At 72.2% G+C, this 24360-nt stretch carries 21 protein-coding genes and 1 pseudogene; 10 read left to right on the plus strand and 12 right to left on the minus strand.

What is annotated here, in order from left to right:
- Positions 1–1198: 1198 nt before the first annotated feature.
- From IPQ09_08565 to IPQ09_08585, 5 genes are all read right to left on the minus strand, one after another.
- Positions 1199–2362: a hypothetical protein gene (locus IPQ09_08565; GenBank protein MBL0194256.1), complete on the minus strand. Its 1164-nt coding sequence runs from the start codon at positions 2360–2362 to the stop codon at positions 1199–1201.
- A 135-nt stretch (positions 2363–2497) separates the two neighbouring features.
- Positions 2498–2704, minus strand: a complete 207-nt coding sequence (locus tag IPQ09_08570) for a hypothetical protein (protein ID MBL0194257.1) — start codon at positions 2702–2704, stop codon at positions 2498–2500.
- Positions 2705–2795: 91 nt separating this feature from the next.
- A complete protein-coding gene (locus IPQ09_08575; protein ID MBL0194258.1) occupies positions 2796–2996 on the minus strand; it encodes a hypothetical protein in 201 nt (66 codons plus the stop codon).
- 512 nt (positions 2997–3508) lie between these two features.
- On the minus strand, positions 3509–3748 hold the full coding sequence (locus IPQ09_08580; protein ID MBL0194259.1) for a hypothetical protein: 240 nt from the start codon (positions 3746–3748) through the stop codon (positions 3509–3511).
- Positions 3749–3871: 123 nt separating this feature from the next.
- Positions 3872–4708 carry a hypothetical protein gene (locus IPQ09_08585; GenBank protein ID MBL0194260.1) on the minus strand — a complete coding sequence of 279 codons (837 nt, stop codon included), beginning with the start codon at positions 4706–4708 and terminating at the stop codon, positions 3872–3874.
- Between the two features lie 1196 nt (positions 4709–5904).
- Between IPQ09_08585 and IPQ09_08590 the strand changes: the two genes are divergently transcribed.
- Together IPQ09_08590 and IPQ09_08595 are read left to right on the plus strand one after the other, a co-directional pair.
- Positions 5905–6207 (plus strand): hypothetical protein, encoded by a 303-nt coding sequence (locus tag IPQ09_08590; GenBank protein MBL0194261.1) that lies wholly within the window; start codon positions 5905–5907, stop codon positions 6205–6207.
- Positions 6208–6214: 7 nt separating this feature from the next.
- Positions 6215–7198 carry a hypothetical protein gene (locus IPQ09_08595; GenBank protein ID MBL0194262.1) on the plus strand — a complete coding sequence of 328 codons (984 nt, stop codon included), beginning with the start codon at positions 6215–6217 and terminating at the stop codon, positions 7196–7198.
- A gap of 77 nt (positions 7199–7275) precedes the next feature.
- Here IPQ09_08595 and IPQ09_08600 read toward each other — a convergent pair whose 3' ends face one another.
- Positions 7276–7908 carry a collagen-like protein gene (locus tag IPQ09_08600; protein MBL0194263.1) on the minus strand — a complete coding sequence of 211 codons (633 nt, stop codon included), beginning with the start codon at positions 7906–7908 and terminating at the stop codon, positions 7276–7278.
- A gap of 93 nt (positions 7909–8001) precedes the next feature.
- Here IPQ09_08600 and IPQ09_08605 point away from each other — a divergent pair, with 93 nt between their 5' ends.
- Positions 8002–8676, plus strand: a complete 675-nt coding sequence (locus IPQ09_08605) for a PilZ domain-containing protein (GenBank protein ID MBL0194264.1) — start codon at positions 8002–8004, stop codon at positions 8674–8676.
- Positions 8677–8707: 31 nt separating this feature from the next.
- Positions 8708–9157 (plus strand): rhodanese-like domain-containing protein, encoded by a 450-nt coding sequence (locus IPQ09_08610; protein ID MBL0194265.1) that lies wholly within the window; start codon positions 8708–8710, stop codon positions 9155–9157.
- A gap of 39 nt (positions 9158–9196) precedes the next feature.
- On the opposite strand, the gene IPQ09_08615 is transcribed toward IPQ09_08610, so the two are convergent.
- Entirely contained in the window at positions 9197–9814 is a 618-nt protein-coding gene (locus tag IPQ09_08615; GenBank protein ID MBL0194266.1) for a hypothetical protein, read from the minus strand.
- A 93-nt stretch (positions 9815–9907) separates the two neighbouring features.
- Here IPQ09_08615 and IPQ09_08620 point away from each other — a divergent pair, with 93 nt between their 5' ends.
- A complete protein-coding gene (locus IPQ09_08620) occupies positions 9908–10879 on the plus strand; it encodes a tRNA glutamyl-Q(34) synthetase GluQRS (GenBank protein MBL0194267.1) in 972 nt (323 codons plus the stop codon).
- Between the two features lie 172 nt (positions 10880–11051).
- On the opposite strand, the gene IPQ09_08625 is transcribed toward IPQ09_08620, so the two are convergent.
- Complete coding sequence (locus tag IPQ09_08625; protein MBL0194268.1) at positions 11052–12290, minus strand: serine/threonine protein kinase; 1239 nt, start codon at positions 12288–12290, stop codon at positions 11052–11054.
- A gap of 683 nt (positions 12291–12973) precedes the next feature.
- Between IPQ09_08625 and IPQ09_08630 the strand changes: the two genes are divergently transcribed.
- The 4 genes from IPQ09_08630 to IPQ09_08645 all read left to right on the plus strand — a co-directional run bounded on the left by IPQ09_08630 (position 12974) and on the right by IPQ09_08645 (position 16886).
- Positions 12974–13792, plus strand: a complete 819-nt coding sequence (locus IPQ09_08630) for a PAAR domain-containing protein (GenBank protein MBL0194269.1) — start codon at positions 12974–12976, stop codon at positions 13790–13792.
- A complete protein-coding gene (locus IPQ09_08635; GenBank protein MBL0194270.1) occupies positions 13789–14376 on the plus strand; it encodes a hypothetical protein in 588 nt (195 codons plus the stop codon). Before IPQ09_08630 ends, IPQ09_08635 begins: the two co-directional genes overlap by 4 nt.
- Before the next feature lie 129 nt (positions 14377–14505).
- Complete coding sequence (locus IPQ09_08640) at positions 14506–16155, plus strand: hypothetical protein (protein MBL0194271.1); 1650 nt, start codon at positions 14506–14508, stop codon at positions 16153–16155.
- Positions 16146–16886 carry a hypothetical protein gene (locus tag IPQ09_08645; GenBank protein ID MBL0194272.1) on the plus strand — a complete coding sequence of 247 codons (741 nt, stop codon included), beginning with the start codon at positions 16146–16148 and terminating at the stop codon, positions 16884–16886. Before IPQ09_08640 ends, IPQ09_08645 begins: the two co-directional genes overlap by 10 nt.
- Positions 16887–16941: 55 nt before the next feature.
- On the opposite strand, the gene IPQ09_08650 is transcribed toward IPQ09_08645, so the two are convergent.
- From IPQ09_08650 to IPQ09_08665, 4 genes and pseudogenes are all read right to left on the minus strand, one after another.
- The gene (locus tag IPQ09_08650) at positions 16942–17511 is read right to left on the minus strand and encodes a hypothetical protein (GenBank protein MBL0194273.1); all 570 of its coding nucleotides are present in this window, start codon (positions 17509–17511) and stop codon (positions 16942–16944) included.
- Positions 17508–18809, minus strand: a pseudogene (locus IPQ09_08655) (patatin-like phospholipase family protein). The gene IPQ09_08650 and the pseudogene IPQ09_08655 overlap by 4 nt, the downstream one beginning before the upstream one ends.
- A 193-nt stretch (positions 18810–19002) precedes the next feature.
- Positions 19003–22116 (minus strand): AAA family ATPase, encoded by a 3114-nt coding sequence (locus IPQ09_08660; protein MBL0194274.1) that lies wholly within the window; start codon positions 22114–22116, stop codon positions 19003–19005.
- Positions 22026–23111, minus strand: coding sequence for a serine/threonine protein kinase (locus tag IPQ09_08665; protein ID MBL0194275.1), 1086 nt, complete (start codon positions 23109–23111; stop codon positions 22026–22028). The genes IPQ09_08660 and IPQ09_08665 overlap by 91 nt, the downstream gene beginning before the upstream one ends.
- Before the next feature lie 225 nt (positions 23112–23336).
- Between IPQ09_08665 and IPQ09_08670 the strand changes: the two genes are divergently transcribed.
- Entirely contained in the window at positions 23337–24305 is a 969-nt protein-coding gene (locus IPQ09_08670; protein ID MBL0194276.1) for a hypothetical protein, read from the plus strand.
- Positions 24306–24360 lie beyond the last annotated feature (55 nt).

Consider the following 24360-nt stretch of genomic DNA (forward strand, 5'->3'; position numbering starts at 1 on the left):
TCCGCCTCCGTCCACCACCGGACCTTGAAGCTCGACACGACGACCTCCTCGTTGCGCTTGTGGGGTCGAAGAACGGACGGCAGTCGCGCTCGCGGTAGGGCCAGGCCGCCGTGATGTGGTGGGCGGCGACGAACGCCGGCACCGGGTCTTTCGAGGTCTTTGGATCATCGAGCACCGCCGGGCGCTTCCAGTCGACCCCAGCGCTCCGTGACGTTCGGTGGGGCCGCACACGATGGCGCTGCTTTCCGGGCCCGCCGGGTCGGGCGCCCTGGAACCTCGCGAAAGTCGACGAACGCCCCACGTTCGCGCCCTCGATCTTCGCGGGCGTCACGCGCCAGATGATGCGCGTCCCTCGCCGGCCTTCGGGGCGCTTGGCGAACTCGAGCCGGGTTCAGGTGACCTTCTTTAGGCCGCCCGCCGCCCTCTCCTTTGACGTTGAAGAGCACGCACGGCGTGTTACCGAGCGCGAGCCCGACGACGTCGGTGCCGTCAGGGGTCCCTCCGCCGTGAGCCCCGTGAGTGTTGACCCTTGGTCCACACCTTCTGGTTCACCGTGCAGGTGGGCTTCAGCTCCGGCGCGCTCGGCGCGCTGGACGCTCGCCGTCGCGACGGGCTGCCCGACCGCCGCGCTCGCCGTGGCCGACGAAGCATTGGCGGCGCCGCCGGTGTCGTCGCTTCTTCTTGGGCAGCCCAGGAGGGCCGTCGCGGAGAGCGGTGACGACGAGAGGCAACAGCGGAGCGGCCCTTGCTCACGGGCGATGCTACCAAGGTGCCGCTCGCGCGTCAACCCCAACACACCTCAGTCGGACGGTTCTTGCGGCGTCGCGTCGTCTTCGGCACCTTGCCCTCGGCGGAGAACGCTGCGCAGTGGGCATCTGCCGGAAGCGGCTCTGGCCGGGCCGCGACCTCCGCGACGCGGACCACCTCTCCGGTGCTCTTGGAAGCGGTACTGCGAGCGGAACGCCGGCGCGCCCGCCTTTGGCCGACCCCTGGCCAGCGCCCGTCGCTCTGGAGGGCCCACGACCCGGCCGTGTCCTGGCTCGAGATCGAGCATGTCCGCGCGGAGCTTCGCGCGCAGGGTGGCCCTCGATGGGGATCATCACCTCGACCCGCCGGTGAGGTTTCGCGGCATCCAGTCGGCGCTCGAGAGATAGGACCTCCTCTTTTCCGCCGTTGAAGCGGAAACACGCGACCGTGCTCAGGTACCGATCGACGATGGCGCGCCACCTCTGATGTTTTCGCTCACGTTCGGGACACCGGGTCGCAGGCAGCAGATACCGCGAATGAGCAAGGTGATCTGCGCCTGCCTGGGAGGCGCAGTAGAGGGGCCTCGATCACGTCTTCGTCGACGAGCGAGTTCATCTTGGCCACGATGCGCGCCGGCTTCCCGTGGCGAGCCTGCTCGGCCTCCCGCGCGATGAGGCCCAGCACCCCCTCGTGGAGGCCGAGGGCGCGACGATGAGCGGGTTCCACGCGCCGGGCGCTGTAGCCGGTGAGCAGGTTGAAGAGCGACGACGCGTCTTCCCCGATGCTGGTGCGGCACGTGAGGAGCAGAAACGTCGGTGTAGTGCCTCGCGGTCCCCGGGTTGTAGGTGCCAGTCGACAGGTGCACGTACCGCCGCAGTCCGGCGCGCGCCGGACGATGAGCAGGCACTTCGCGTGGGTCTTGAGGCCCATGAGGCCATGACCACGTACACGCCCGCTCTGCTCGAGGGTGCGGGCCCACTGGATGTTGGACTCTTCGTCGAAGCGGGCCTTCGAGCTCGACGATGGCGGTGACCTGCTTGCCCGACTCCGCGGCCCGCGCGAGCGCCTTGACGATGGAGAGTCGCCGCCGGCGCAGTAGAGGTCTGCTTGATGCCAACACGTCAGGGTCTTCGGCCGCGCGGCTGACGAGTTCGACGATCGGATCGAACGACTCGTAGGGGTGGTGAAGCAGGATGTCGCCGTCACGGATGGCAGCGAAGATGTCCTCCGCGTCGCGCAGCCAGGGCACGGCAAGCGGCACGTCCGGCTCATCCCGCAGGTTGCGCCGCTCCTCGCGCGCGAACAGCGCGAGGGGATCGCTCACGTTCAGGACCGCCGTCGTGCGGTAGACGTCGCGCACGGGTCGAGCTTCAGGGCCTTCACCAGCTTGGAGAGCGACGCCTCGGTGTACTCTCGGACACCTCCAGCCTGACGGCGTTGCCGCGCTCGCGGCGGCGGGGCTCTCCTGCTGAATCGTCTGGAGGAGATCTTCCGCCTCCTCCTCGTCGATCTCGATGTCGAAGTTGCGTGTCACGCGGAACGCGTAGACCCCCTTCAGCCGCACCCCTGGGAAGATCATGTCGACGTGCCGCGCGACGATGTCCTCGAGCAGCACGAACGCGTGCGGCGCGACGACGCCGCGGCGCTCGGGACCAGGCCCACCATCATGAGGCGAGCAACATCGTGGGCACTTGCACGACGCCGAAGTTCACGTCGCCCGAGCCGTCGCGCGAGAACATGACGCCGAGGTTCAGGCTCTTGTTGCGCACGTGAGGAACGGGTGCCCCGGGTCGATCGCGATGGGCGTGAGGACCGGGAAGATCTCGCTGTGGAACCGCTCGTCGAGGCGGGCGAGCGCGTCCTCGGGGAGCTCCGCGGGCTTCAGCCACGCGTAGCCTTGCTCGGCCAGGGCGGGCAGGAGGTGGTGCTTCAGCACCTCGTCCTGGTGGAGCATCATCTCGTGCACTCGCTCGGAGATGCGGGTGATCTGTCGGCCGCACGCTCATGCCGTCGGGGCGATCTCGCCGACCACGCCGGTGAGCTGCTGCTTAGGCCGGCCACCCGGACCATGAAAGAACTCGTCGAGGTTCGGGTGACGATCGCGTGGATTTCAGGCGCTCGAGGAGCGGCACGGTCTCAGTCTCGGCCTCGGCCAGCACGCGCGCGTTGAACTCGAGCCAGGACGCTCGCGGTTCCAGATAGAGGTGCGGGGCGCGCAGGTCGTCGGCCTCGCGGCTCGCCGGTGGCATCGACGCGGAGGTCGGTGCGGTCCGGCGGGCGACGTGGTGGAGAGCGGCGCCGGCTCGATGGGATCCATGCGTGGTCCGTTCTGCAAGAACGCTTTCGGAACACCAACTTGCGCGCAACCTAGCCCGACCTGCGTCAGGGTCACGGGAGGCGACGACCCGGGGGCCGACGGCTGGTCGAAGCGCGGCGCGCTCCGACAGCGCGGTCGTTCCGCAAGAAGACCGCGTGCCCTGAGTTCGCCGTCTCCGTGTAGCTCGCGAGACCCACGCCGCGCTCTCGGGGCGGTGCTCCCCCCGAAATCGCGGACCGACTCCTGCCAGGTGATGAGCGGCGCTTTGTCGTGAAACGAACGCGGCCGGCGGCTTCGCGCGGAGCGCGCGAGGGAAGTCGCGCTCGTGCTCGTCGCGGAGGGCCACGATCTGGCGGGCCTGCACGGGGTTGGGGTGGAGGCCGACGGGATCCGGCAGGTTGCCGCCCGCGAGCGCGGCGTCCGGGTTAGGTCGTAGGCGTAAATTTAGGGCGTCGCGCTGAGTCGCTGGGCGAGGAAGAGGACGTAGGGGGGTCCATGCCGTAGGTCTGGACGCGCTCGTCCGGTTGGGTCGTGAGGCGCAGGTACAGAGGCGGCCTGACGGAGCTCCCACGGGAAGAAGTCGCTCGTCTGGAAGTACACGAGGTAGTCGTGCGACGTGCGCTCGATGGGGTCCCGGGCCTTCGTGAGGAGCCAGAGGCCCTGCACGTACGGCGAAATCGGCATCAACGTGGCGACCCGCAGCAGAGCGCGGCGCGCCGCAACGATGGGCAGGAGGCGATCGGGACGCCGCCGGGGCGCGGAAGGTGCGCTCGGCGTACCAGCAGACGAGCAGCACCCACTGGAGGCTCACCCCGCGCTCACCGGGTGGAAGTGGTAGGGAACCCTTTGCGCTGCGCGAGCATTTGCTCGCGAGGCCACTAGCGGGGGGCGAGCGCGATGGCGAGCGCGGCGCGGCAGCGTGCCCGTCGCGATGAGGCTCACGCCATCACCGCGCTCGTGGCGACCGCCGCCGCGGCGGGTGGAGAAGCCATCGAGGCCGAGGATCTCGTAGGGGGTGCGCGGCCAGATGAACCGGTACATGAGCGGCACGTCGACGAGGTAGGTGCGGAAGAACACCACCAGGTCCCCGAGGACCGCGAGGTAGAGCAACTGCGTGGCCGCGCCGAGCGCCGCGCCGACCGCGAAGGCGAAGAGCCGTCGCTTGCGGGGAGTGGGCACGTCGTCCACGAGGAGGGTCGCGATCTGAACGACCGTGAACAGGGCGTACGTGGGACGCCGAACCACAAGATGAGCGAGCGCGCCCGCCCACACGAGCGCAGCGCGCCCAGGGAACCAGGCCCCCTCCCCCGCGCGGCTGATGGCGGCGTCGGACTCGCCGTTCCGCATGCGGTCTTGGGCGGCGAGCGGGAGGCCGAGGAGGTCAGCGGGAACCAGTCGCGAAGCTCTCTCGCTGGGCCGTCCCAAAAATGTAGAGGAGATACTGCCCGCACTCAGCACCACCCAGGCGGCCAGCGCCCAGCCGGACCGGGAGGCGATCTCGCGGACCCACCGGGCGGCAGGCCCTGCCCGGAAGGTTCGGCCTCGCCCGCCGCCCGATCCAGGGATGCACGCGCCCACGAACGCGAAGGCGACGCCGCTCTCGAGATCGAGGACATGGAAGACGTGCTCGTCGGCGCCTCCCAACGAGAAACGCGATGTGGACCCGGTGGGTCAGCGGGCCGTTGACGTCGCGCACGTCGCGGTAGTCCACGTCGCCCTTCAGCACGGCCCAGGCGATGTACTGGAAGATCCCCTGGTCGCGCCCGAGCAGCCGAGGTCGCCCGGCAGGTGGCGTCGACCCACCAGTAGAGCGGGGGAGCGCCACGACCAGCGCGGGAGCAGCACCCGGAGGGCTCGCTGCCCCGAGGACGAGGCTCTTCTTGCGGGGCTCGCGGGCATGTCGGCGCCCGGCGTGCTTCCCATCATTGGCCCGGAGAAGCAAGCGCGGGCCGCCCCACCCCGTGGGGCTGGACACCTGCGACGTGCCTGCAAAAGGGCTCACGTCCCGACCCCAGAGGGGAGCACAATTCCGCTCCACTCCCAGGCGAAGCTGTTCGGCGCCTCAACGTCCCTCAAGCCGGTCCTGGAGCGCGCCCGCGCCCTGGCCGAGACCCTCGAGCTGGCTCAGGGCAAGCATCTGCTGGTCTCGCTGCGCGGCACCCCGATCCCGACGGGATCGCCTCCGCGCTCGCGCTGTCGCACATCGCGCTCCGGCTCGGTGTGGGACGTGACGTGGTGGTTACCGCGATCTGTCGCACCGCGAGAACCGCGCGCTGGTGAAGCTGCTCAACATCGAGCTCAGAAGATGCGTAGTGTCGCGGAGATAGGTCAGGTCGACTACCTCGCGTTCGTCGACTCCCGACATCGATCCCGACCTCGGGGCGCCGGGGCATCGAGGTGCTCGCGATCGTAGACCACCACCGCGCGCAGACCCCCCAAGGCCCGCTTCGTGGACATGCGCCTCGACGTAGGGGCCACGGCGACGATGCTCGGGTACCTCCAGGAGCTGGCGCCGCTCGACAACTCGAGCGAGGAAGACCGCCGCGTGGCGACCGCGCTCATGCACGGTCTCGCGACCGACACCGACGACTTCCAGCTCGCCAAGGGCATCGACTTCCGGGCCGCGGCCTACCTCACCGAAATGTGCGACAAAGACCTACTCACCGACCTCAGCCGGCGCCTCATCGCGCCCGAGGCGATGGACGTCATCGCCCGCGCGCTCGCGTCGCTCACGGTCCGGAGAAACTTCGCCATGGCCGGGGTCGGGTTCGTCTCCGACGGCGATCGCGACACGGTCGCGCAGGCCTCGACTCCTCGTACGCCGCGAGGACATCGACACCGTGGTGGTGTACGGCGTCGTCGGCGAGCGGTTCATCGAAGGATCGCTGCGCACGCATTCGGCGAGCGTCGACCCCGCCGCCTGGCTCGAGAAGGCGTTCGGGCACGACGACCGCGGGCGCGCGTACGGCGGCGGCCGCCGCGACAAGGGCGGCTTCCGCATCCCGATCGGGTTCCTTGGCCGCTCGACCGACCGCGCGCAGCTCTGGCAGCTCGTGGAGCACGCGATGCGGCAGGCGCTCGTGCGCCAGCTCGGCGACGAGGCCATCCCTCAGCTCCCGCCCTCTGTCCAGACTCCGGGCTGAAGGGTCGGTGGCCCGCCTCCGCGTCGCCTTCGTCGGGCTGCCGCTCGCGGCGCTCCTGCTCGCCGCGGACGGCCACGACGTGGTGTACGCGGGCATTTGCCGGGATCGCGCGCCGGGCACCCGCCGGCTTCGGGCGCGACTCGGCCGGGGCCGCGTGTTCGTGAAGCCAAGCCTCACCGCCCACGCCGACCGCGTGCGGGCCCTCGCGCCCGACGTCGTGGTGAGCTGGTTCTGGACTCGCAAGGTGCCGGCCTCGTTCCGGGAGGCCGCCCGCCTCGCGGCGTTCGGCGTGCACCCGTCGCTCCTGCCTCGCCATCGCGGCGGAGACCCGTATTTCGCAGCCATCGATGCCGGGGACACGGTGACCGCCGTCACCGCCCTGCTCCTCGTAGACGCCGACGACACGGGGCACGTTCTCGGGCGGCGCGCGCTCACGTTCGACCCGTCGTGGAGCGCGTGGCGGCTGGCGAAGCGCCTCGATCGCCCCTCGCTCTCGCTGCTCCGGGAGGTGACCCGCGCCTACGCGGAGGGCCGGCCGCCCACGCCCGAGCCTCAAGACGAGGCGCTCGCGACCGAGGCAGGGCTGCTCTCGGAGGAAGACCTCGAGCTCGATCTGTCCATGACGGCGGAGCAGCTGGCCCGGCGCGTGCGGGCGGCGAGCCCGTACCCGGGCGCGTACCTGTTCGTGGGCGAGGCGCTCCTCACCATCGTCCGCGCCGAGGCGACGCCGGCCGCGCCGCACGGTCTTCAGCCCGGCGAGATCGCCGTGGATCCGGGGGGCGCGGCGATCGTCAAGACCCGCGATGGCGGCCTCCGTCTGCTCGCGGCGCGCCTCGCTGACGACGACGACGACGCGCCGGACGAAGCGGGCGAGCGCGAGCCGGGGCCGGAGCGGAGCTGGATCGTGGCGAGATCGCCGATCTCGTGCGCGCGCTCGCGCGGGGAGGCGAGGAAAGACGGTTCCCTTGAACCGAAGGCTTACGTAGACTGAGGCGCTCGACCATTCGCGCCCCCTCGGCCCCGCAAGAGAGCCATCGGGTATTGACTGCCCACGCTGGGATCAGAGCCTCAGGAGAGTGCCCCGTGTCCGACCCCGTGACCACTTCGCGTTCTGCCCGTGAATCCTTGGCTCGTGGCCTCGCCGCGCTCCAGGTCGACCCAAGCACTCCGCCCGCCATCCTCGAGATAGCAGAGCCCATCGCGCTCGCCATGGGCTCGCTCCACAAAATCGAGAGCTCGCAAGGGGCAGCGCTCGTGCCCAACGCGGAGACCGCGCTCGGTCACGTGCGGGCCGCGCTGTCGCAGCTCCAGGCGCAGACCTCCGGCCACCCCTCGGTGCCCAACGCCATGGAGGCGGTCGCGGCGTCGCTCGGCCTCGTGCACCAGCTCTCGAAGATGGTGACCGGGCCGTCGGTCGCGCCGGCCGCGCCGGCCGCGCCGGCCGCGCCCGTGCAAGTCGCCCCCGTCGCCCCCGCCGCCCCCACCGCCCCCGCCGCCCCCGCCGCCCCCGCCGCGGCAGCGGTCCCACGCCTCGGCACCCAGCCGCTCGCTCCGGCGATGGCCCCGCGGCCCGTGGCGGCCCCGCAAGCCCCGATGGCCCCGATGGCGCAAGCCCCGATGGCCCCGCAAGCCCCGATGGCCCCGCAAGCCCCGATGGCCCCGCAAGCCCCGATGGCCCCGCAAGCCCCGATGGCCCCGCAAGCCCCGACGGCCCCGCAAGCCCCGGCGTTCGCTCACCAGCCGGTGGCTCACCAGCCCGCTCCCCAGCAGGCCCCGCAGTTCGCCCCCCCGCCCGTGGCTCACCAGCCCGCTCCCCAGCAGGCCCCGCTGCAGGCGCCGCCGCAAGCGTTCGCGCCCCAGCCCATGGCCCAGCAGCCCGCGCCTCCGCAGGCGTTCGCGCCCCAGCCCGTCGCGGCCCCCCAGTTCGCTCCCGCGCAGCAGCCCGCTCCGCAGTTTGCCGCGCCTCCGCAGCAGCAGCCCACGCTGGCGCAGACCGTGGCGCTCGGCCAGCCCCAGCCCCAGGGTATGCAGCACACGCTCCCGGTAGCCCCCCAGGCCGCGCCGGACCCGTTCGCGGCGCCCCGCGGCTCCGCTCCCGCGCCTGCGCCCGCCGCCGCCGGAGGCCCAGGCCGGCCGGTGCCGGTGCTGAACGCCGACCTCGGCGCCCACAGCCCCACGAACTTCTACAAGGGGCTCTCGGGCAACGACGTCGTCGATCACGGCGGCCTGTTCGTTGCAACCTACATGATCCCGAAGATCGGCAGCCCAGTGCGGCTGCACGTCTCGCTGCCCGGCGGGTATGAGTTCGACGCGGAGGCGATCGTGCGCTGGGCGCGGGACCAGGCCGGCAGCTCGGAGAGCGCGCTCCCCGGCTTCGGCGCGCAGTTCACGAACATCTCGCCGGAAGCGCGCCAGCTCATTTACCGCTACGTGCGCAACCGCGAGCCGCTCTTCCACGACGACCTGTAGAGCACCCGTAGTTGCGTAGCAGGCGGCTCGAGTGAGCGTCCCGCGCCTCTCCCCGGCGGAGGCTCTGGCCCTATTGCATGAGGGTTACACGTACCTGGACGTGCGCTCCGAGAGCGAGTTCGCCGAGGGCCACCCCGAGGGCGCGGTCAACGTGCCCTGGCGCGTGGACGGCCCGATCGGCACCCTGCCGAACGAGGCCTTCCTCGACGTGGTCGCCCGCGCCTTCGGCGAGGAGGCGCGGCTCGTCGTGGGCTGCCACTCCGGCGGCCGCTCCCGGCAGGCCGCTGCGGCCCTCGCCGCCCAAGGGTTCCGCGCGATCGTCGAGCAACGCGCGGGCTGGGACGGCGCGCGCGGCGCGTTCGGCGAGATCGTCGAGCCCGGGTGGCGGCGCCAGGGTCTCACGCGCTCCACCGCGGGCACCTCGTACGCGGCGCTGCTCGCGTCCTTGGAGCGCGCGCTCCCCGTGGCGCCAGCCCCCTGACGCGGCCTCAGCTCCGTGACGCCGTGCGCTCGCGGAGCCTCAGCGGCGGGCGCGCTCGTAGTCGGCTGCCGCGCGCTCGACCACCGCGAGGTCGCGCGCGCTGCGTTCGGCCTCCGCCACGAGGTCGGCCGTGAACATGGTGAGCCCCCAAATGCCGTTGTCGCGCCTACGAAACGCGTACCGCGTGCCGCGCGCCGTGACGACGCTCGCGCGCTCGCCCTGCTCCTCGACCGAGACCGCGCCCGACAGATCACGCCGGAGGCGGCGGTCCCAACCGCGCTCCTTCGCGTACAGGGTGAAGACGTCCGCGCCGTCGGCCGCGGCCGCATAGCGCGCGTAGTCGCGCTCGAGGGCGCCACGCTCCCCGTCCGGATACCAGCGCCGCGCGAGGGCGAGCGCCTTCCTCCGGTTCTCTCCCACCGTGAAGCAGGCCCACTGAGCCTCGGTCTCGAGGTAGGGAAACGCCACCTGGATCTGCCCGTCGGTCAGGCCGTGGGCGATGCGTACGTACGCCCCCTCGGGGGTGCGATCCGAGGGGAAGGGCCGGTGCACTTTGGCGACGACGCCCGCCGCCACGACCGCGACGAGCACCGCGACGAGCGCGACGCGCCGCGCGCCCGACGCACCTCGCGGTCTCGCCTCCTCGCTCGGGCCCATGCGCGCCCGACGCTAGCACCTTCGCGGGCGGGTCGTCCCCTGGAGGCCGCAGAGCGGTCGCGGCGCGCGGCCGGCTTCGAGTACCCTGCGACCTTGCCGCTCGCTCCACTGCGCACGCGTTTTGCGCCCTCGCCCACGGGGGATCTGCACCTCGGCGGGCTCCTCTGCGCGCTCGTGTCGTTCGCGCTCGCCCGCGCCTCGGGCGGCGCCTTCGTGCTGCGGATGGAGGACCTCGACGCTCCCCGAACGGTGAAGGGCAGCGCCGCCCGCATCGAGGCCGATCTCGCGCGGCTGGGTCTGGCCTGGGACGAGCCCGCGGCGGACGGCGCCGGGCTCCATGCGCCCTACACGCAATCGGCCCGAGGCCCGCTGTACGAGGCGGCGCTGACCACGCTGGGCGAGGTCACGTACCCGTGCGACTGCTCCCGCTCCGAGCTGCTCGCGGCGAGCGCTCCACACGCGGGCGAGGACCGCGTCTACCCCGGCACCTGTCGGGAAAAAGATCCCGCGCGCGTGATGCGACGGCCACCCGCGCAGCGGCTCCGCGTCCCGGAGGGCGCGGTCGTCGAGCTCGTCGACCTCGCCGCGGGAACGCTCACGCAAGACGTCGGGCGCGAGGTGGGCGATTTCGTGCTGCGGCGTGGAGACGGCGTCTTCTCCTACCAGCTCGCCTGTGCGCTCGACGACCACGCGATGGCGATCGATCTCGTCGTCCGCGGGCGCGATCTCCTGACCTCCACGCCCCGGCAGCTCCTGCTCGGGCGGCTCCTCGGCGCGCGCGCGGCGCCGCGCACGCTCCACGTGCCGCTGCTGGTGAACGGCTCCGGCGAGCGGCTGGCGAAGCGCACCGGCGGCATCGCGGTCCGCGAGCTGCTCGCGCGCGGCGTGCCGATGGAGGCGCTGTTCGGCGTGCTCGCCCACGCGGCGCGCCTCGCGACGACGCCCGGCCCGCTCACGCTCGACGAGGTCGTCTCCCGCGCGGCCGCTCGCCTGCCCGCGCTGCTCCGCGGGGAGGTGCCCCTACCGGAGCGCGCGACAGTGCCCGACGCGCTCCAGGGGTGCTGAGCGGGCCGGCCTAGAGCGCCGAACCGCTTGATGACCGAGGATTTTCGCCGAGTTGCGAGCCGTGCGAGGCGCGACGACGAGTCCTACTGCTGCTAGGCGAGGAGGAGCAACGAAAGTACGGCGACGTAAATCGGCGAAAAGCCGACCGAATCAAGCGGTTCGGCGCTCTAGGTCAGCGGAGCCCGAGCGCTACGCCGACGACCACGCTCCCGCCGACCACGATGATCCACGCGAGCGTCCAGCCGAGCGCCCGACGCGGCGGAGTGACGGGCCGCTTCGACACGGTCTGCGACACCCGCGACCGGCTCGGGCGCTCGCGATCGGCGTCGCCCGTGCGGCGGCTATTCGGGGGGCGCGGCGAGAGCGAGGGCTCGGTGGTGCTCGCTTCGGCGGCGAACGGACCGGCGCTCGACGGCGTCGGCCCCGTGCGCTTGGTCTCGGGCACCGGCTCCTCGGGCGCCGGAGCCGGCGGGGTCTCCGGCGGGAGCGCGGCGCGCTCGGGCACGTCGTCGGGCTCGTCGGGGAAGATCTCGGCGCGCTCGAGCGAGGCCCGCATGGCGCCGGCCGACGAGTAGCGGTTGTTCGGGTCCTTCGACAGCGCGCGGAGCACGATCGCGGTCACGGCGGGCGAGAGGCCAGGCACCTTCGCCGCGGGCGAGGGCGGCGGCTCGGTGAGGTGGGCCGTGAGCACGGCGAGCGGCGTCTCCCCGCCGAAGGGAAGGGCGCCGGTGAGCATTTCGTAGAGCATCACCCCGCACGCGTAGAGATCGCACCGGCCGTCGAGCTCGTCGCCTTGGGCTTGCTCCGGAGACATGTACTCCGGCGTGCCAAACACCATGTTGAGGGTGGTGAGGTTGGTCGTCCCGGTGCCGCTGCCGCCGTTGACGATCTTCGAGAGGCCGAAGTCGACGACGGTGGCCCGCTCGGCGGCGTCGACGAGCACGTTGTGCGGCTTCAGGTCGCGGTGGATCACCCCCTGTCCGTGAGCGCACTCGAGCGCCTCGAGCACCTGCTTGGCGATGGCCACTGCGCGCGCCTCCGGGAGCTTGCCGTCTGCGATGAGTCGGTCGAGCGGCCGGCCATCGATGCGGGGCAGCGCGAGGCAGAGGAGGGGCACGCCGCCGGCCGGGTTCTCGACCTCGCCGACCTCGAGGATGCGGCACACGTGCGGCCCTTCGAGGCGGCGCAGGATGGCGCCCTCGCGCATGAAACGCCCGCGGATCTGCACCTCGCTCGCGAGGTGAGGGTGCATGACCTTGAGCGCGACGGACTCGCCGCTCGCGGTATCGCGTGCAGAATACACGACGCCCGTGCCGCCTTCGCCAAGTACGCCTTCGACCTCGTACTTGCCGAGCACGACCGCGCCCCGCCGGAGGCGCTCTTCGCTGGTGGTGCTCGCCGGGCCGTCCATCGCCGCGGCAGGATACCCGACACGCGAGCGGGCGCGAGCCTGGCGCTCCGTGCGCCAACGGTGCGTTACCCCGCACTTCCTGCGCCGCCCTCGGAGGAGCCCCGGGGCGCCCTCTCAGGTATCCGCGGGCCGCCGCTTGTCACGCGCCTTGCTTGGGTTGGTTCATGGGCGACCGCTCGGCTCGCGTGCTCCATCTCGCCGTCTTGGCCGTGGTCCTCGCGACTTCGCAGGCGGGGCGCGGAGCTCCCCCCACCGACGCGTGCTCGCTGCGCGGCGCCGCGGGCGCCCGGGAGAGCGCCTCGCCGCTCGCCTGGCCGCTCGCGGTGACCCCCGCCTTCGCCGAGCCGAGAGGCGGCGCCCCGACGCCCGACGAGCTCGCCGGCGGGTGGACGGGCACGGCCTCAATCACCGCGGCGCGGAGCCCGATGAAGCCCGTGGAGAGCGCGATGGCGCCCCACCTCGGGGTCGCGAGGGACATCGAAGCGGAGGCGAGCGCGTCGAGCGCCGGGGCGACCTTTGCGTTCGGAGGAAAAGGAAGCGCGTGGAGCTGCCCCTTCACGCTGGCCCGCGGGACGCTCAGCTGCACGACGCAGGTCTACGGCTACCGCATGACGATGACCGGCGCGCTCACGCGGTCGGGCGGCACGCTCCGGGTGAGCGGCGCCTGGAGCGCCTCGCAGCCCATGCTCACGCTGCGCGGCTCGTGGAGCCTGGAGAAGCCCTCGAGCGACGTGGAGATCGAGCTGCTCCACCCCGCCGGCCGGAGCCCGAGGGTCTTCACGTCGGGCTGGCTCTTTGGCGCGCGCTGCGTTCGCGGGAAGGGCACGCCCCGCGAGGTCGACCTCACGGCGGAGGTCGAGTGGGGTGGCACCGCCACGTTCACGCCGCCGCGCGGGACGCCCGTCCGCCCGCGCTTCGCGACCACGGGCAAGAACAAGCTCACCCTCACCTGCGACGGCGCCAAGAAGACCTTCGTGATCGAGACGGTCGGCACCGCCCGCTTCGCGCGGATGGGTCACTTGGCCTCCGCCCCTGCTGACGCGCACGGCTGCGGGGCCTGCCCACACCCCGCGGTGACGGGGCCGATCGTCCAGGGGAGCCCATCCGTGCTCATCGACGGCTTCCCTGCCGCGCGCGTCGGCGACTACGGAGTGCACGCCGCGTGCTGCGGCGCCAACACGTTCCGTGTCGCCGCCGGCAACGACCACGGCGTGCTGATCGACGGTCGCCCCGCGACGACGATGGGCGCGCGTACGGTGCACTGCGGCGGGACCGGGAAGATCATCGAGGGCGCTGCGGGCAACTACGAGCCGCCATCGTTCGCCGAGGAGGCCAGCGGCGGCTTCTTTGGGGTCCCGAGCCCCGCGCCAGCGCGCGCGCCGGCGACGAGGCCACGCGCCACGGCGTCGTCCACGACGTCGACCGCAGTCGAGCCGCCGGTGGCGGCCGACGTGAAGCTCGACGCGCCGGCCCCCGAGGACCTCGCGGCGCAGCGAGCGTGACGCTGCGCACCGAGCCTGGTGCGACGCGGGTCGTCCGCAACACGCCCGACGGCGCGGCGAGCCCCGCCTCCGCCATCGCCGTCCTGCCATCGTCGGGAGTCACGAGACGCCCGGAGGGGACGATCCACCTGACGCGGGGCGCGATCGTGGTCACCACGTTGCCCCCGGCCAAGCAGCTCATCGAGACCGACGCGGGCACGGTGGAGCTCGGCTCGCAGGCGCGCGTCGCGCTAGTCGACGGCGCCGTGGACGTGGCGCTGCTGGCAGGGAACGCCACACTCCGACCGCGAAGTGGGCCCGAGCTCCGGCTCTCCGCGGGGCAGTCGGTCCGCTTCACAGCGAAGGGGGCGATGGCCCCGCCGGCGGCGATGTCGCCCACGGAGGTCGGCGACGCCGTGCGCGCCCTGGTCGACCCCAAGGCGGCCGCGGCGACGGCCGGCTCCGAGGAGGAGCTCCACCCGCTCCTGCGCGACCGGCGGCTGTGGATGGCCCTCGGCGCCGGGGTGGCGATCGCCGCAGCCGTCATGGCGGCGGTGGTGCTCGCCCTCGCGAGCAGGCGCAAGGGCGGACCCGCGGCCCGGTGAGACCCGTGGTGATCGAGCGATGCAGGTTGACACCCGCGCTCAGACTGCAACCTTCTGCGGATGCGCCTCCGCACGCCCGCTCTTCCGCCTCGCTTGCCACGCTTGCCACGCTTGCCACGCTTGCCACGCTTGCCACGCGCCCTCGGCGCGCTCGGCTTCGCGGCGGCCGTCACCTCCTCCGCGACCCTCGCCCGCGCCGCCACGCTGGAGGTAGGGCCGGGCAAGCAGTACGCGGAGCTGTCGGCCATCGCCCGCATCGTGAAGCCGGGCGACGTCGTGGAGGTGCAGGGCGACCACACCTACGCGCCCGTCGAGTTCAACGTGAACGCCACGCAGGCGGCGCCGATCACCATCCGCGGGGTCCGCGTGAACGGCAAGCGCCCGATCGTGAAGGGCGGCGAGAACACGGTGCTCTTGCACGGAAACTTCTACACTTTCGAGGGCTTCGAGGTCACGGGCGGCACCGGAATCTGCGTGGTCCACAGCGCCAACGGGGTAACCCTCCGCGACGACGTGATCCACGACTGCCCGCGCCACGGCATCCTCGGGACCGACAGCGAGGCCGGCTCGCTCCTGATGGAGTACGTGGAGGTGTACGCGGCCGGCAGCGAGCGCGCCGGCGAGGCGCTGAAGCACCCGGTGTACATCGCGACCAACGAGAGGATGTACCCGAAGTCGGTCTTCCGCATGCAGCACTGCTACGTGCATGACGCGAACGGCGGCAACTCGGTCAAGTCGCGCGCCGAGCGCAACGAGATCTACGGCAACTGGCTCGAGGGCGCGCAGTACTACGAGCTCGAGCTGATCGGCCCCGACGACGACAGCGGCGACACGGTCACCGCCCCGCGCGAAGACGGGGACGTCGTGGGCAACGTGCTCCTCCAGACCAAGTCGACCTCGTACGTCGTGCGCGTCGGCGGCGACGGCACGGGCCGCACTGGCGGGCGCTACCGCTTCGTGAACAACACGTTCATCGTCGGCAGTCACGCGAACAACGCGGGCGCGATGCGGGCCTCGTACGCGCTCGACTCGCTCGAGCTCTACAACAACGTCTTCTCCAGGGCCTCCGGCCGGATGGACTACCTCGTCCGCGAGACCGATCTCACCTGGATCGCGGGCCGCCAAATCGCCGGCGCGAACAACTACATCACCCAGGGCTCGGGCAACATCCCCGCTACCCTCACCGGGAACATCTTGGGCACCAACCCGGATTCGTGGACCTCGCGAAGAAGGACCTGCGCCTCGCCGCCCCCCCGCGCCGGGTACGCCCGAGCCGCCGCCCGGGGTGGTGCCCGGATTGCCGGGGCTGCCGGGGGCGAGCGACGACGGGGGACCCGGCAGCACGGCCACCACGAGCTCGGGATGCGGCTGCGGCGCGGTGGGCACTCCAACCCACTCGCTGCTCGCCGGGGCAAGCCTCGTCGCAGCGCTTGGACTGCTCAGCCGCGCGCGCGCGCGGCGACGCGGTCGCTGACAGACTCCGAGCCCTGCCCGGTGCCGCGGCTCGTGCCACGTGGGCCGCTCGGGTCTTGCGCACTCGGGCGCATCGGCCATACTCCGCCGAATGCGCGCCCTCTTCCTTGCACTGCCGCTGATTCTCGCACCATTCGCCACCTTCGCGTGCTCCAGCGACGATCCGGGCGATTCGGGCACCTCGCCGACGTCCACGTCCACCACCACGACGCCCGTGCCCTCCGTGCTCCCCGACGGCGCCCCCAACCCGACGCCACGGCGACGACCGACGGCGGGGCCCCGGTCCCGACGGCACGGTGCCCCTGACCGACAGCGGCAACCGTCCACGCCCGGCGTCGTCGGAGCGAACGGCATCGCCGACTGGGACGCTCGGCGACAAGGCCCAGGTCAAGGTATTCCGCAGCTTCTTCTTGCACCAGTCGGTGGGCGGCGACCTGGAGGACGTCGCGCAGTTCAACGGCTACAAGTTCGAGTACGCGACGAGCGGCTCCACGAACCTCAGGCCGGGGCTCAACGGCGGGCTGTTCTCCACCAGCAACGGCAACCCGGCGGGCAAAATCGCCGAGTTTCGCTCGATGGCGCTGGCCAACAAGTCGAACCTCCGCGTGGCGATCATGAAGTTCGGCTACGCCGACATCGTCGCCGGCAAGGTCGCGGGCGCGCAGACCGCCTACGAGGCGGCCGTCGCCGCCGTGAAGGCCGAGGGCGTGCGCGTGCTCCACGTCACGCCGCCGTTCGTCTACAACGTGCCCGCAGAGAACGCGCCCAAGCAGGCGATGCGCACGTGGATGATGACCACGTTCCCGAACGACATCATCTTCGACCTGCAAGACATCGAGAGCACCGAGCCCGGGAGCGGCACGCGCTGCGAGCGCGGCGGCTCGTGGGAGATCTGCAACTCGATCCGCTCGACGAGCGGCTGTGCGAGCCTCAATCAGGGCGTCGACTCGGCCTCGGGTCAGGGCCACCTCTGCTACACGCACGCCAAGCGCATCTCGAAGGCGTTCCTTTACGCGATCTACCTCGCGGGCAAGTGAGGGCACCCACGCGGGCTGTGGCTCGGCGCGGGAGAGCGCCCGCCACGCATCGCCTTTAGCGCGCACGCGGGAGGGGCACGCGCACCTCGCGACGGGCCGCGCCCGCGTCGGCGACGTCGCTCACGAGGAACGGCATCTCGAGGCGGCGCTTTACCGGCACGCACACCGCGTGGGTCGCCTCGTCGCACACCACGAGGTCCACGGTGCCAGCCAGGCCGGCCTCGGGGGCGCCGCGTGCGGCGACCACCCGCACGTCGAACCCACGGGAGACCTCCCGCCCCTTCCCACGCAGCTCGGGCGGCACCTCGGCGAGGCCTTCGCTCGTCGTCCACCTCACGTGAAAAGGGGCGTCGTCGTTCACCGCCGTTCCCAGCGGCGCCTCCCACGCGACGTGGATGGTCGTCGCGGCGCGCGACGAGATCGTGACGGCCGGCACGACCACGCTCACGGCGGCCGCAGGCGGCGGCGGGGATGGGGATGGGGCGCCCGCGTCGGGAGGATGGACGTCGGGCTTGGGGCCCCCGGCGCGCGAGCACCCGACGACGAGCGCGAGCACCGCCGCCAGGCCCCGACGCGCCCGCACGCGCGAGGCGCGCGAACCGCAGAGTGCCGAGCGCGCGATCACGTGCCTAGGGGAATGCCGAGCGATTTTCCGATCCCACAGGCCGCTGTCGCCCCCACCGCCGTCGGGCGCGTGCGTACCGCCGCCGTCGTCCGAGGCGCGCCCGAAGAACCGAGCAGCTCGTCACGGCGCGCCTGGGCGTCCGCGCGCCCCATCTCGATGAGCTGCCGGCAGAACGGCCCGTCGAACAGCAGGTAGCTCGCGAGGTCGGCCTCGTCGCCGCCTCCGATGTCCAGGAGCGAGAAAAGACGCTTCGTAAGTAATGGATTTCCCTGAAACTTTCCCTTCCGCACGTGGACGGCGGCGAGCTTCCCGATGTCCTCGCTCGGCCTCACCGTGAGCGCCGTCACGTGGCGGTAGGGGCGCGCGCCGCGGCGCTCGGCCTCGACGCTCATCGCTCGCGTGAAGTCGGGCCCGTAGACCTTCGTGCCGTCGGCGACGACGTGGTTCACGCGGTTCAGCATCTCGATGTCGACGTCGACGTGGTCGAGCAGGAACGCGTTCAGGGCTTCCCGAGCAGGAACGCGGCACCGGGCGAGCGCGCGCTCTCCTTGGCCGGCTCGACGACGCCGCGGACCTCACGCGAGCCTCGCGATGGCAAAGATGTGGGTCGCGCCGAGGGCGAGGGCGGGCGCGATGGGCGTGTTCTGGCGGAGCCCTCCGTCGAGGTAGAGGTCGTGATCGATGCGCACCGGCGGGAACAGCAGCGGGATCGCCGCGCTCGCGAGCGCGTGCACCGGCCCGATGTGCGCCTGGCGGAAGAGGGTCCGCGGGGGCACGACGTCGGGCATCGCGACGTTCGGTGCAGTCTGCACAAAAATCACCGTGCGGCCCGTCGCGACCTCGGTCGTCGACACGGTCAGCGCGCGGAGCTTGTTCTTGCGGAGCGAGCGGGCGACGGCGCGCCAGGAGATCTCTCGCCCGACGAGATCGGCCATCGGGCTCACGTCGAAGAGGCCCGTCCCCGCGCCCCCGCCCATCACCACGCTGGGGAGCCCGGCGAACTGGCGGAGCCCGAAGCCCAGCACGCGGGTGATCTCGAGCTCGGACCACAGGTGCACGAGCCGGCGCAGGCCTAGCACGGGATCGGCGAGGTGCGCGGCGAGGTAGCACGCGTTGATCGCGCCCACGCTGGTGCCAGAGAGCACGTCGACGCGAGGCGGCCCGCCGCGCATCCGCGTGAGCTCCTCGAACACGTAGGAGAGGACGCCCACCTCGTACGCGCCGCGGGCGCCGCCGCCCGAGAAGATCATGCCGACGCGCTTCGGCGTGGGCTCGCCCCCGCTGGTGATGCTGGTCATTTCTTCTCCGACGGCGGCAACGAGCGGGCGCCAAGCATGGCGGTGAGCTCGCTCGGTCGATCCGCGCGACGACCAGCGGCGAGGGCGTGGTGTCGAAGAGCGCGGCCACCATCGCGCGCTGCGAGTAGAGCTTCCGCAGGCGCATGTTCCGGATGGTCTCCATCACGCCGGTCGCGTAGTCGACGGCGCGCTGTCACGTGGCGGCCGCCTGGGGACCCGCGCGCTTCAGCGCGTCGGCGCACAAGGTGCGCACGTCGAGCCCGTACTCGCTGCCTTGGAGCGCCTCGACCGCGCCGAGGGCGGTGGTCGCGAGCAGGGTGGCCGAGTGCACCTCGCCCGCGTCGACGCGGGCCGAGGCCTCGATCGCGAACGCGTAGAAATGATAGGCCACGAGCGCCTGCTTCTCGGCCATCCGCCGGGCCTCGATCGCGAGCTCGATGGCCTTCTGAGGCTCGCGGCGCGCCTGCGCGATCGCCGCGCCCACGACCAGCCCGTGCGCCCGCCACCCGCCTCTTCGAGAGCGCCGTTGTCGAGAGCGACCTCCGGCGCTCACGAGCAGCGTGTCGGTGCGACCGTCTTTGTCGGCGTAGCGCTCTGGGCATCGCGCGCGCTGGAGGTAGGCCGCCGCGCGTGGCACGTCGCCGAGGCGCGAGTAGGCGTGCCCGATGTTGGCGAGCGTCTTGGCGGCTGGAACCGGCCGCCCACGGAGAGGTCGATTTGGATCGACTCGAACGCGAGCGCGATGGCGTCTTCGTAGCGACCTTGCACGGAACATGGCGTAGGCGAGCGCGTTTTTGGCCCGCGCCTCTTGGCGATGCGCGCCGCTCTTGCGGTAGATCGCGATCGCCTGCACGTAGTCGTCCACGGCCTCGCGCACTCGCCCCACACGACGGAGCAGCACCCGCGAGAGCGCAGCGCGTCGGCGCGCAGCCGCGGCGGCACGTTGGCGTTCACGTCGGGGTTCGCGGCGGCGAGCGCGCGGTCGGCCGCCGCGAGCGCCGCCTGCGTCGCCGAGCTCGCGACAGCTCGCTCGTGAGCGACTCGGCCTCGATCTCCAGCTGAAGGAAGCCGGAGCCGCGGGCGATTTGGGCGGCCTTCCGGGCGATCGGCAGGCCGTGGGGCAGCCGCCCTTCGTCGAGATCGAAGCGGGCCGTACGGAGGAACGCGAGGCACACGCTTCGAGGCGTACCGACGTGGCGCGCGCACGCGCGCATGCCCTCGAGCTGCGCGACGCGATCGCGCTTGCGGCCGAGCATCCGGTAGATGCCCTCGAGCGCCTCGTGCGCGACGAGCCTTCGCGGGTCGTCGATGGTGAGCTGGAGGAGGGCGCGCTTGTAATAACGGACGGCGAGCGGCGTCTGGTAGGTCGTGCGCGCCGCGGTGGCCGCCTCGATGTAGTAGTGCGCCGCGCGCTCGCCGTCGTCGCCGCGGGCAAAATGGCTGGCCACGATCGCCGCGGAGACACCCCTCGCGAGCGGGGTGCCGGTGAGGTGCTCGCCGAGCGCCTTGTGCATTCGGGCTCGCGCGGTGGCAGAGAGCGCTCCGTAGGCGACGTCGCGCGTGAGCGGGTGGCGGAAGTCGAGGTCGCTCCCGCGCCGATCGCGAACCCCCGCTCGCAGAGGCGGGCGGCGGGCTCGGTGGCCACGCTCGGGACGGAGCTCCCCTCAGCGAGCAACCGCTCCAGGTCGGGGACGGCGAGCGGACCGCCCGCGATCGCGAGCCAGTCCACGATGCGCCGCTCACGAGGCGGGAGCTCCTCGATGCGGTCGGCGAGGAGCTGCTCGAGCGTCTGGGGGAGGAAGAACTCGCGCTCGCCCTCCTCGGCGCGGACCAGGGCATCCTCCCGGATCTCGAGGACGCCCCGCTCGAGGAGCGCGTCGACGAGCTCGAGCAAGAAGAACGGATTGCCCCCCACGCGCGGGAGCAGCTCGGCGCACACCTCGCGGACCCCCTCCTTCACGCCGATGCGTGTCTCGACGAGCCGCACCTGCTGGTCGCCCGAGAGGCCGTGCAGCTCGATGCGCACCTTGCCCTCGAGGAGGGGGGCGAGACGCTCGTCGGGTCGGGTCACGAGGACCACCAAAATAGGCAGTGGATCCGTGGATTTCAGCAGATCCGCGAGGACGTCGAGGCTCGGCTTGTCGGCCCACTGCAGGCCCTCGGCGACGAGCACGACGGGGCCATCGGCGGCGAACGCGCCGAGGAGGTTGCGCACGCTCGTGACGAGCAGGCGCTTCTGGTAAGCCGCGTCGTCGTTGTCGCCCTGTCCAGACGGGCGGTTCGTCACGAGCTCGGCGAGCCGCGCGACCATGGGGTTGTCCCCCTTCGCGCCGGGTCCGCCCGCGGGCCCGAGCACCTCGACGACCTCCGCGTAGCTCTCCTCGCCCGTGAGCGCGGCGGCCGATCGGACGAGCTCGGCGATCGTCGCGAACGGCACCTCCATCCGCACCGGCGAGCACTCGGCGCGCACGATCCGCGCGTTCGGCGGCAGCTCGGCGAGGAAGCTGTGGACGAGCGCGGTCTTGCCGATACCGAGCTCACCGACGACGGCGCGCGCGCTCATCTTGTCGTGGCTCGTGGCGTTCATCGCCGCGTGGTACGCCGCGACCAGCTCGGCCTTCTCCGCGTCCCGCCCGACCAAATCGTGCGGCGACGCCCCGAGCCGATCGCGCTCCTCCCGCGAGGCTGCGCTCGAGCGTGTAGATGCGCATCGTCGGCGGAGGTTTGGGACGTCGGTGTCGCTCGGGAAGTCGAGGCTCGGCGCGTCGCCCCAGCGAAACTCCCGGCGCACGAGGCGGTAGAGCCCGCCCGCGACCCACGTGGTGTTCGGCGGGGTCTTCCGGCTGAGCGTGTCGGCCAGGTAGGTGACCGGATCGTGCAACGTGTACCGGACGAGGTTCCCGCTCGCGTCGCGGATGCCCGAGGCGATCCCGCGGACCAGCGTCATCGTGGCCGACACGGGCGCGGGGAGATCGTCCGCCAGCGCGGCGAGGGCCTCGTGGGTCTCCAAGGCCAGCCACGCGGAGTCGGAGGGGGCGCGCGCGTGCCGCGCGGTGAGGCCTACGACGGCGCGGGCCTGGAAGTCGGAGGTCCACTGCCACCGCGCACCGCGCTTGTAGGCCATATCGTCGAGCATCGGGCGGAGCCGCAGGATCGCCCGCGCGAGGCGCGCGCGTTCGCCTTCGGTGAGCACCTGCTGCGGGGCGAGCTCGAGCGTCACGAGCGCGATGTGCCGCACCTCGCGGTGCTCGCCGCCGCGCTTGTTGGGCCTCGACGACGCGGGCGCGCGATCGCTCGCGATCGCCACCGGCGCCGCGGGGTTCGTGAGCTCGGGCCCAGGCGCGGGGGACCCGCCGCGATCGCCGCGACGATCGCTCGGCCGCGGGAGGAACGCGTGGATCGTCGCCTCCAGGGGCCGCGCCGTCCACCAGCTCTTGGCGCGACAGGAGCGCTCGACCGATGGCCGCCACGAGCTCCCTCCCCGTCGCGTAGCGGCCCTCGGGCCGCGGCGCGAGGAGCTTCATCACGATCTGCTCGAGCTCGGCGGGCAGATCCATCGCGAACGTGCTCGGCGGCTCGACGCGGCCCGTGCGGACCACCTCGAGGAGCGCCGTCCCGGTGGCGCTGCCGGCGGGACCGGCCGGAGAGGCACTCCCAGAGGATGACGCCGAGCGAGTAGAGATCGCTGCGGCGGTCGACCCGCTCCCCGCGGGCCTGCTCGGGCGACATGTACCCGTACTTGCCCTTGATGACCCCCTGCTCGTCCTGCAGGAAGCGCGCGCTCGCGATGCCAAAATCCGCAATTTTTACGCTGCCGTCGTAGGAGAGCAGCACGTTCTGGGGCGACACGTCGCGGTGAACGATCTCGAGCGACGCGCCGCCGTCGTCTTTCTTCTCGTGCGCGTAGTGGAGGCCCTTGGCCACCTCGGCGATGACGTAGGCGCTCACCCAGGGCGGCAGGCGCACGCCGGCCGCGCGGGCGGCCGCGACGATCATGCCGAAGTCCGGGCCCTCGACGTACTCCATCGCGAGGATGTGCCCCTCGGCCCCCTCGTTCGAGAAGTCGTAGACCTGCACCACGTTCGGGTGGTTCAGGCGGGTGGCGAGCTGCGCCTCGTCGATGAACATCGTGCGAAAGCGCCGCGACGCCCCGAACGAGGGCAGGATGCGCTTGACGACGACGATCTTCGAGGTGCCCTCGGCGCCGCTCTTGCGCGCCAGGAACACCTCGGCCATGCCGCCCGCGCCGAGGCGCCGAAGCACGTCGTACTGCGCCAACTTTTCGGGGAAAGATTCAGTCACGGCGTGCGCGGTGTCGATGGACGGGCTTGGCCCCGTAGCCCCCACCCCGGGAAAGTGCTGTCACCAGCGCCGCCCAGTGTACCCGCGTTCACGAGGGCGGCGCTCAGGAAAACCACGCGCGGAGGGGCGACGCGAGGGCGACGCAGGGGCGAGCCACGCGGCGATCGCCGCCCGCGACGGTTTCACGCTCGCCTCGGCTGGTGATGCAGGATATTTTTGAGCCTGATGGAAGCCTTGCCCCCGCCGACGGCTGCCGGTCTGCTCGCAAAGACGCCGCTGGCGCACCTTTTCACCTACGTGATGGAGCGACGCCTCTCGGGCTCGCTCGTCCTCCGCCGCCCCGACGGCTGGGGCGGGGCCATCGTCTTCTTCGAGGGCCTGCCCCGAAAGGCCGACGCGCCGCCAGAGATCGCCCCGTCCGATCCCGGGGCGCTGGCAGCGCTCGAGGCGCAGGTGCAGTGCCTCTTCACCTTCCCGCCGGCCACGCAGTTCGCGTTCTACGAGGGGCGCGACACGCTGCAAGAGCGCGGGCCTGGCTTCGTCGAGGCCGATCCCCTGCGGCTCTTGTGGGCCGGGGTCCGCATGAACCCCTCGTGGGATCACGCGAACGCGGCGCTCGCGCGCCTGCAGACCGTGGCGATCCGCCTGAAGGCGTCCGCGGCCCCCGAGCGGTGCGGTTTCGACGCGAGCGAGCTGCAGATCGTGGAGCTGCTGCGGCATCGCCCGCTGTTCCTCGGCGACCTCACGGCGGCGCGCCTGGTCCCGCCGGCCCTGGCTCACTTGTTCGTCTATTTCATGCTGATCACGAAGCAGCTCGACCTGCTCGAGGCGCCGCCGGGGATGAAAGCACCTCCGATCGTGCCGCTGGGGCCGCAGGCGCACCCGCAGCAGCCGCAGCCCTCGTTTCACCCGCACGCCGCGCATGCCCCACACGCGCATGCCCACCACGCCGCCCCGGCTCCCGGCATGAGCCCGATGCCCCAGGCCTACGCGGTCCCCGGCGCGCCGCCCGCGACGCGTCAGCACCCGCCTTCGGACGCGCCGTTCAACCCGTTCTCCGACCTCTCGCTTGGCCCGCCCCCGCCCGTCCCGGCGACCCGTTCGCGCCCACCTCGAGCCCAAGCTCCCGCCGAACGGGGCGGCCGGCGTGGCGGCGCCCCCGACGCGCCACAAGCCGACGCTGAGCGACGCTGACAGCGCCCCTGTGGGCCCGGGTCGTCGCCAAGGCGGCCTCGATCGACGAAGAGGA

It is taken from the genome of Myxococcales bacterium (genome assembly GCA_016720545.1).
Taxonomy (GTDB): Bacteria; Myxococcota_A; Polyangia; order Polyangiales; family Polyangiaceae; genus JAAFHV01.

What these genes read in the sequence shown, in the direction of transcription:
- IPQ09_08570 (MBL0194257.1), bottom strand. Translation starts at nt 2,704, where the DNA reads ATGATGCTCCACCAGGACGAGGTGCTGAAGCACCACCTCCTGCCCGCC.
- IPQ09_08575 (MBL0194258.1), bottom strand. Translation starts at nt 2,996, where the DNA reads ATGCCACCGGCGAGCCGCGAGGCCGACGACCTGCGCGCCCCGCACCTC.
- IPQ09_08580 (MBL0194259.1), bottom strand. Translation starts at nt 3,748, where the DNA reads ATGCCGATTTCGCCGTACGTGCAGGGCCTCTGGCTCCTCACGAAGGCC.
- IPQ09_08615 (MBL0194266.1), bottom strand. Translation starts at nt 9,814, where the DNA reads ATGGGCCCGAGCGAGGAGGCGAGACCGCGAGGTGCGTCGGGCGCGCGG.
- IPQ09_08625 (MBL0194268.1), bottom strand. Translation starts at nt 12,290, where the DNA reads ATGGACGGCCCGGCGAGCACCACCAGCGAAGAGCGCCTCCGGCGGGGC.
- IPQ09_08630 (MBL0194269.1), top strand. Translation starts at nt 12,974, where the DNA reads ATGCTCACGCTGCGCGGCTCGTGGAGCCTGGAGAAGCCCTCGAGCGAC.
- IPQ09_08670 (MBL0194276.1), top strand. Translation starts at nt 23,337, where the DNA reads ATGGAAGCCTTGCCCCCGCCGACGGCTGCCGGTCTGCTCGCAAAGACG.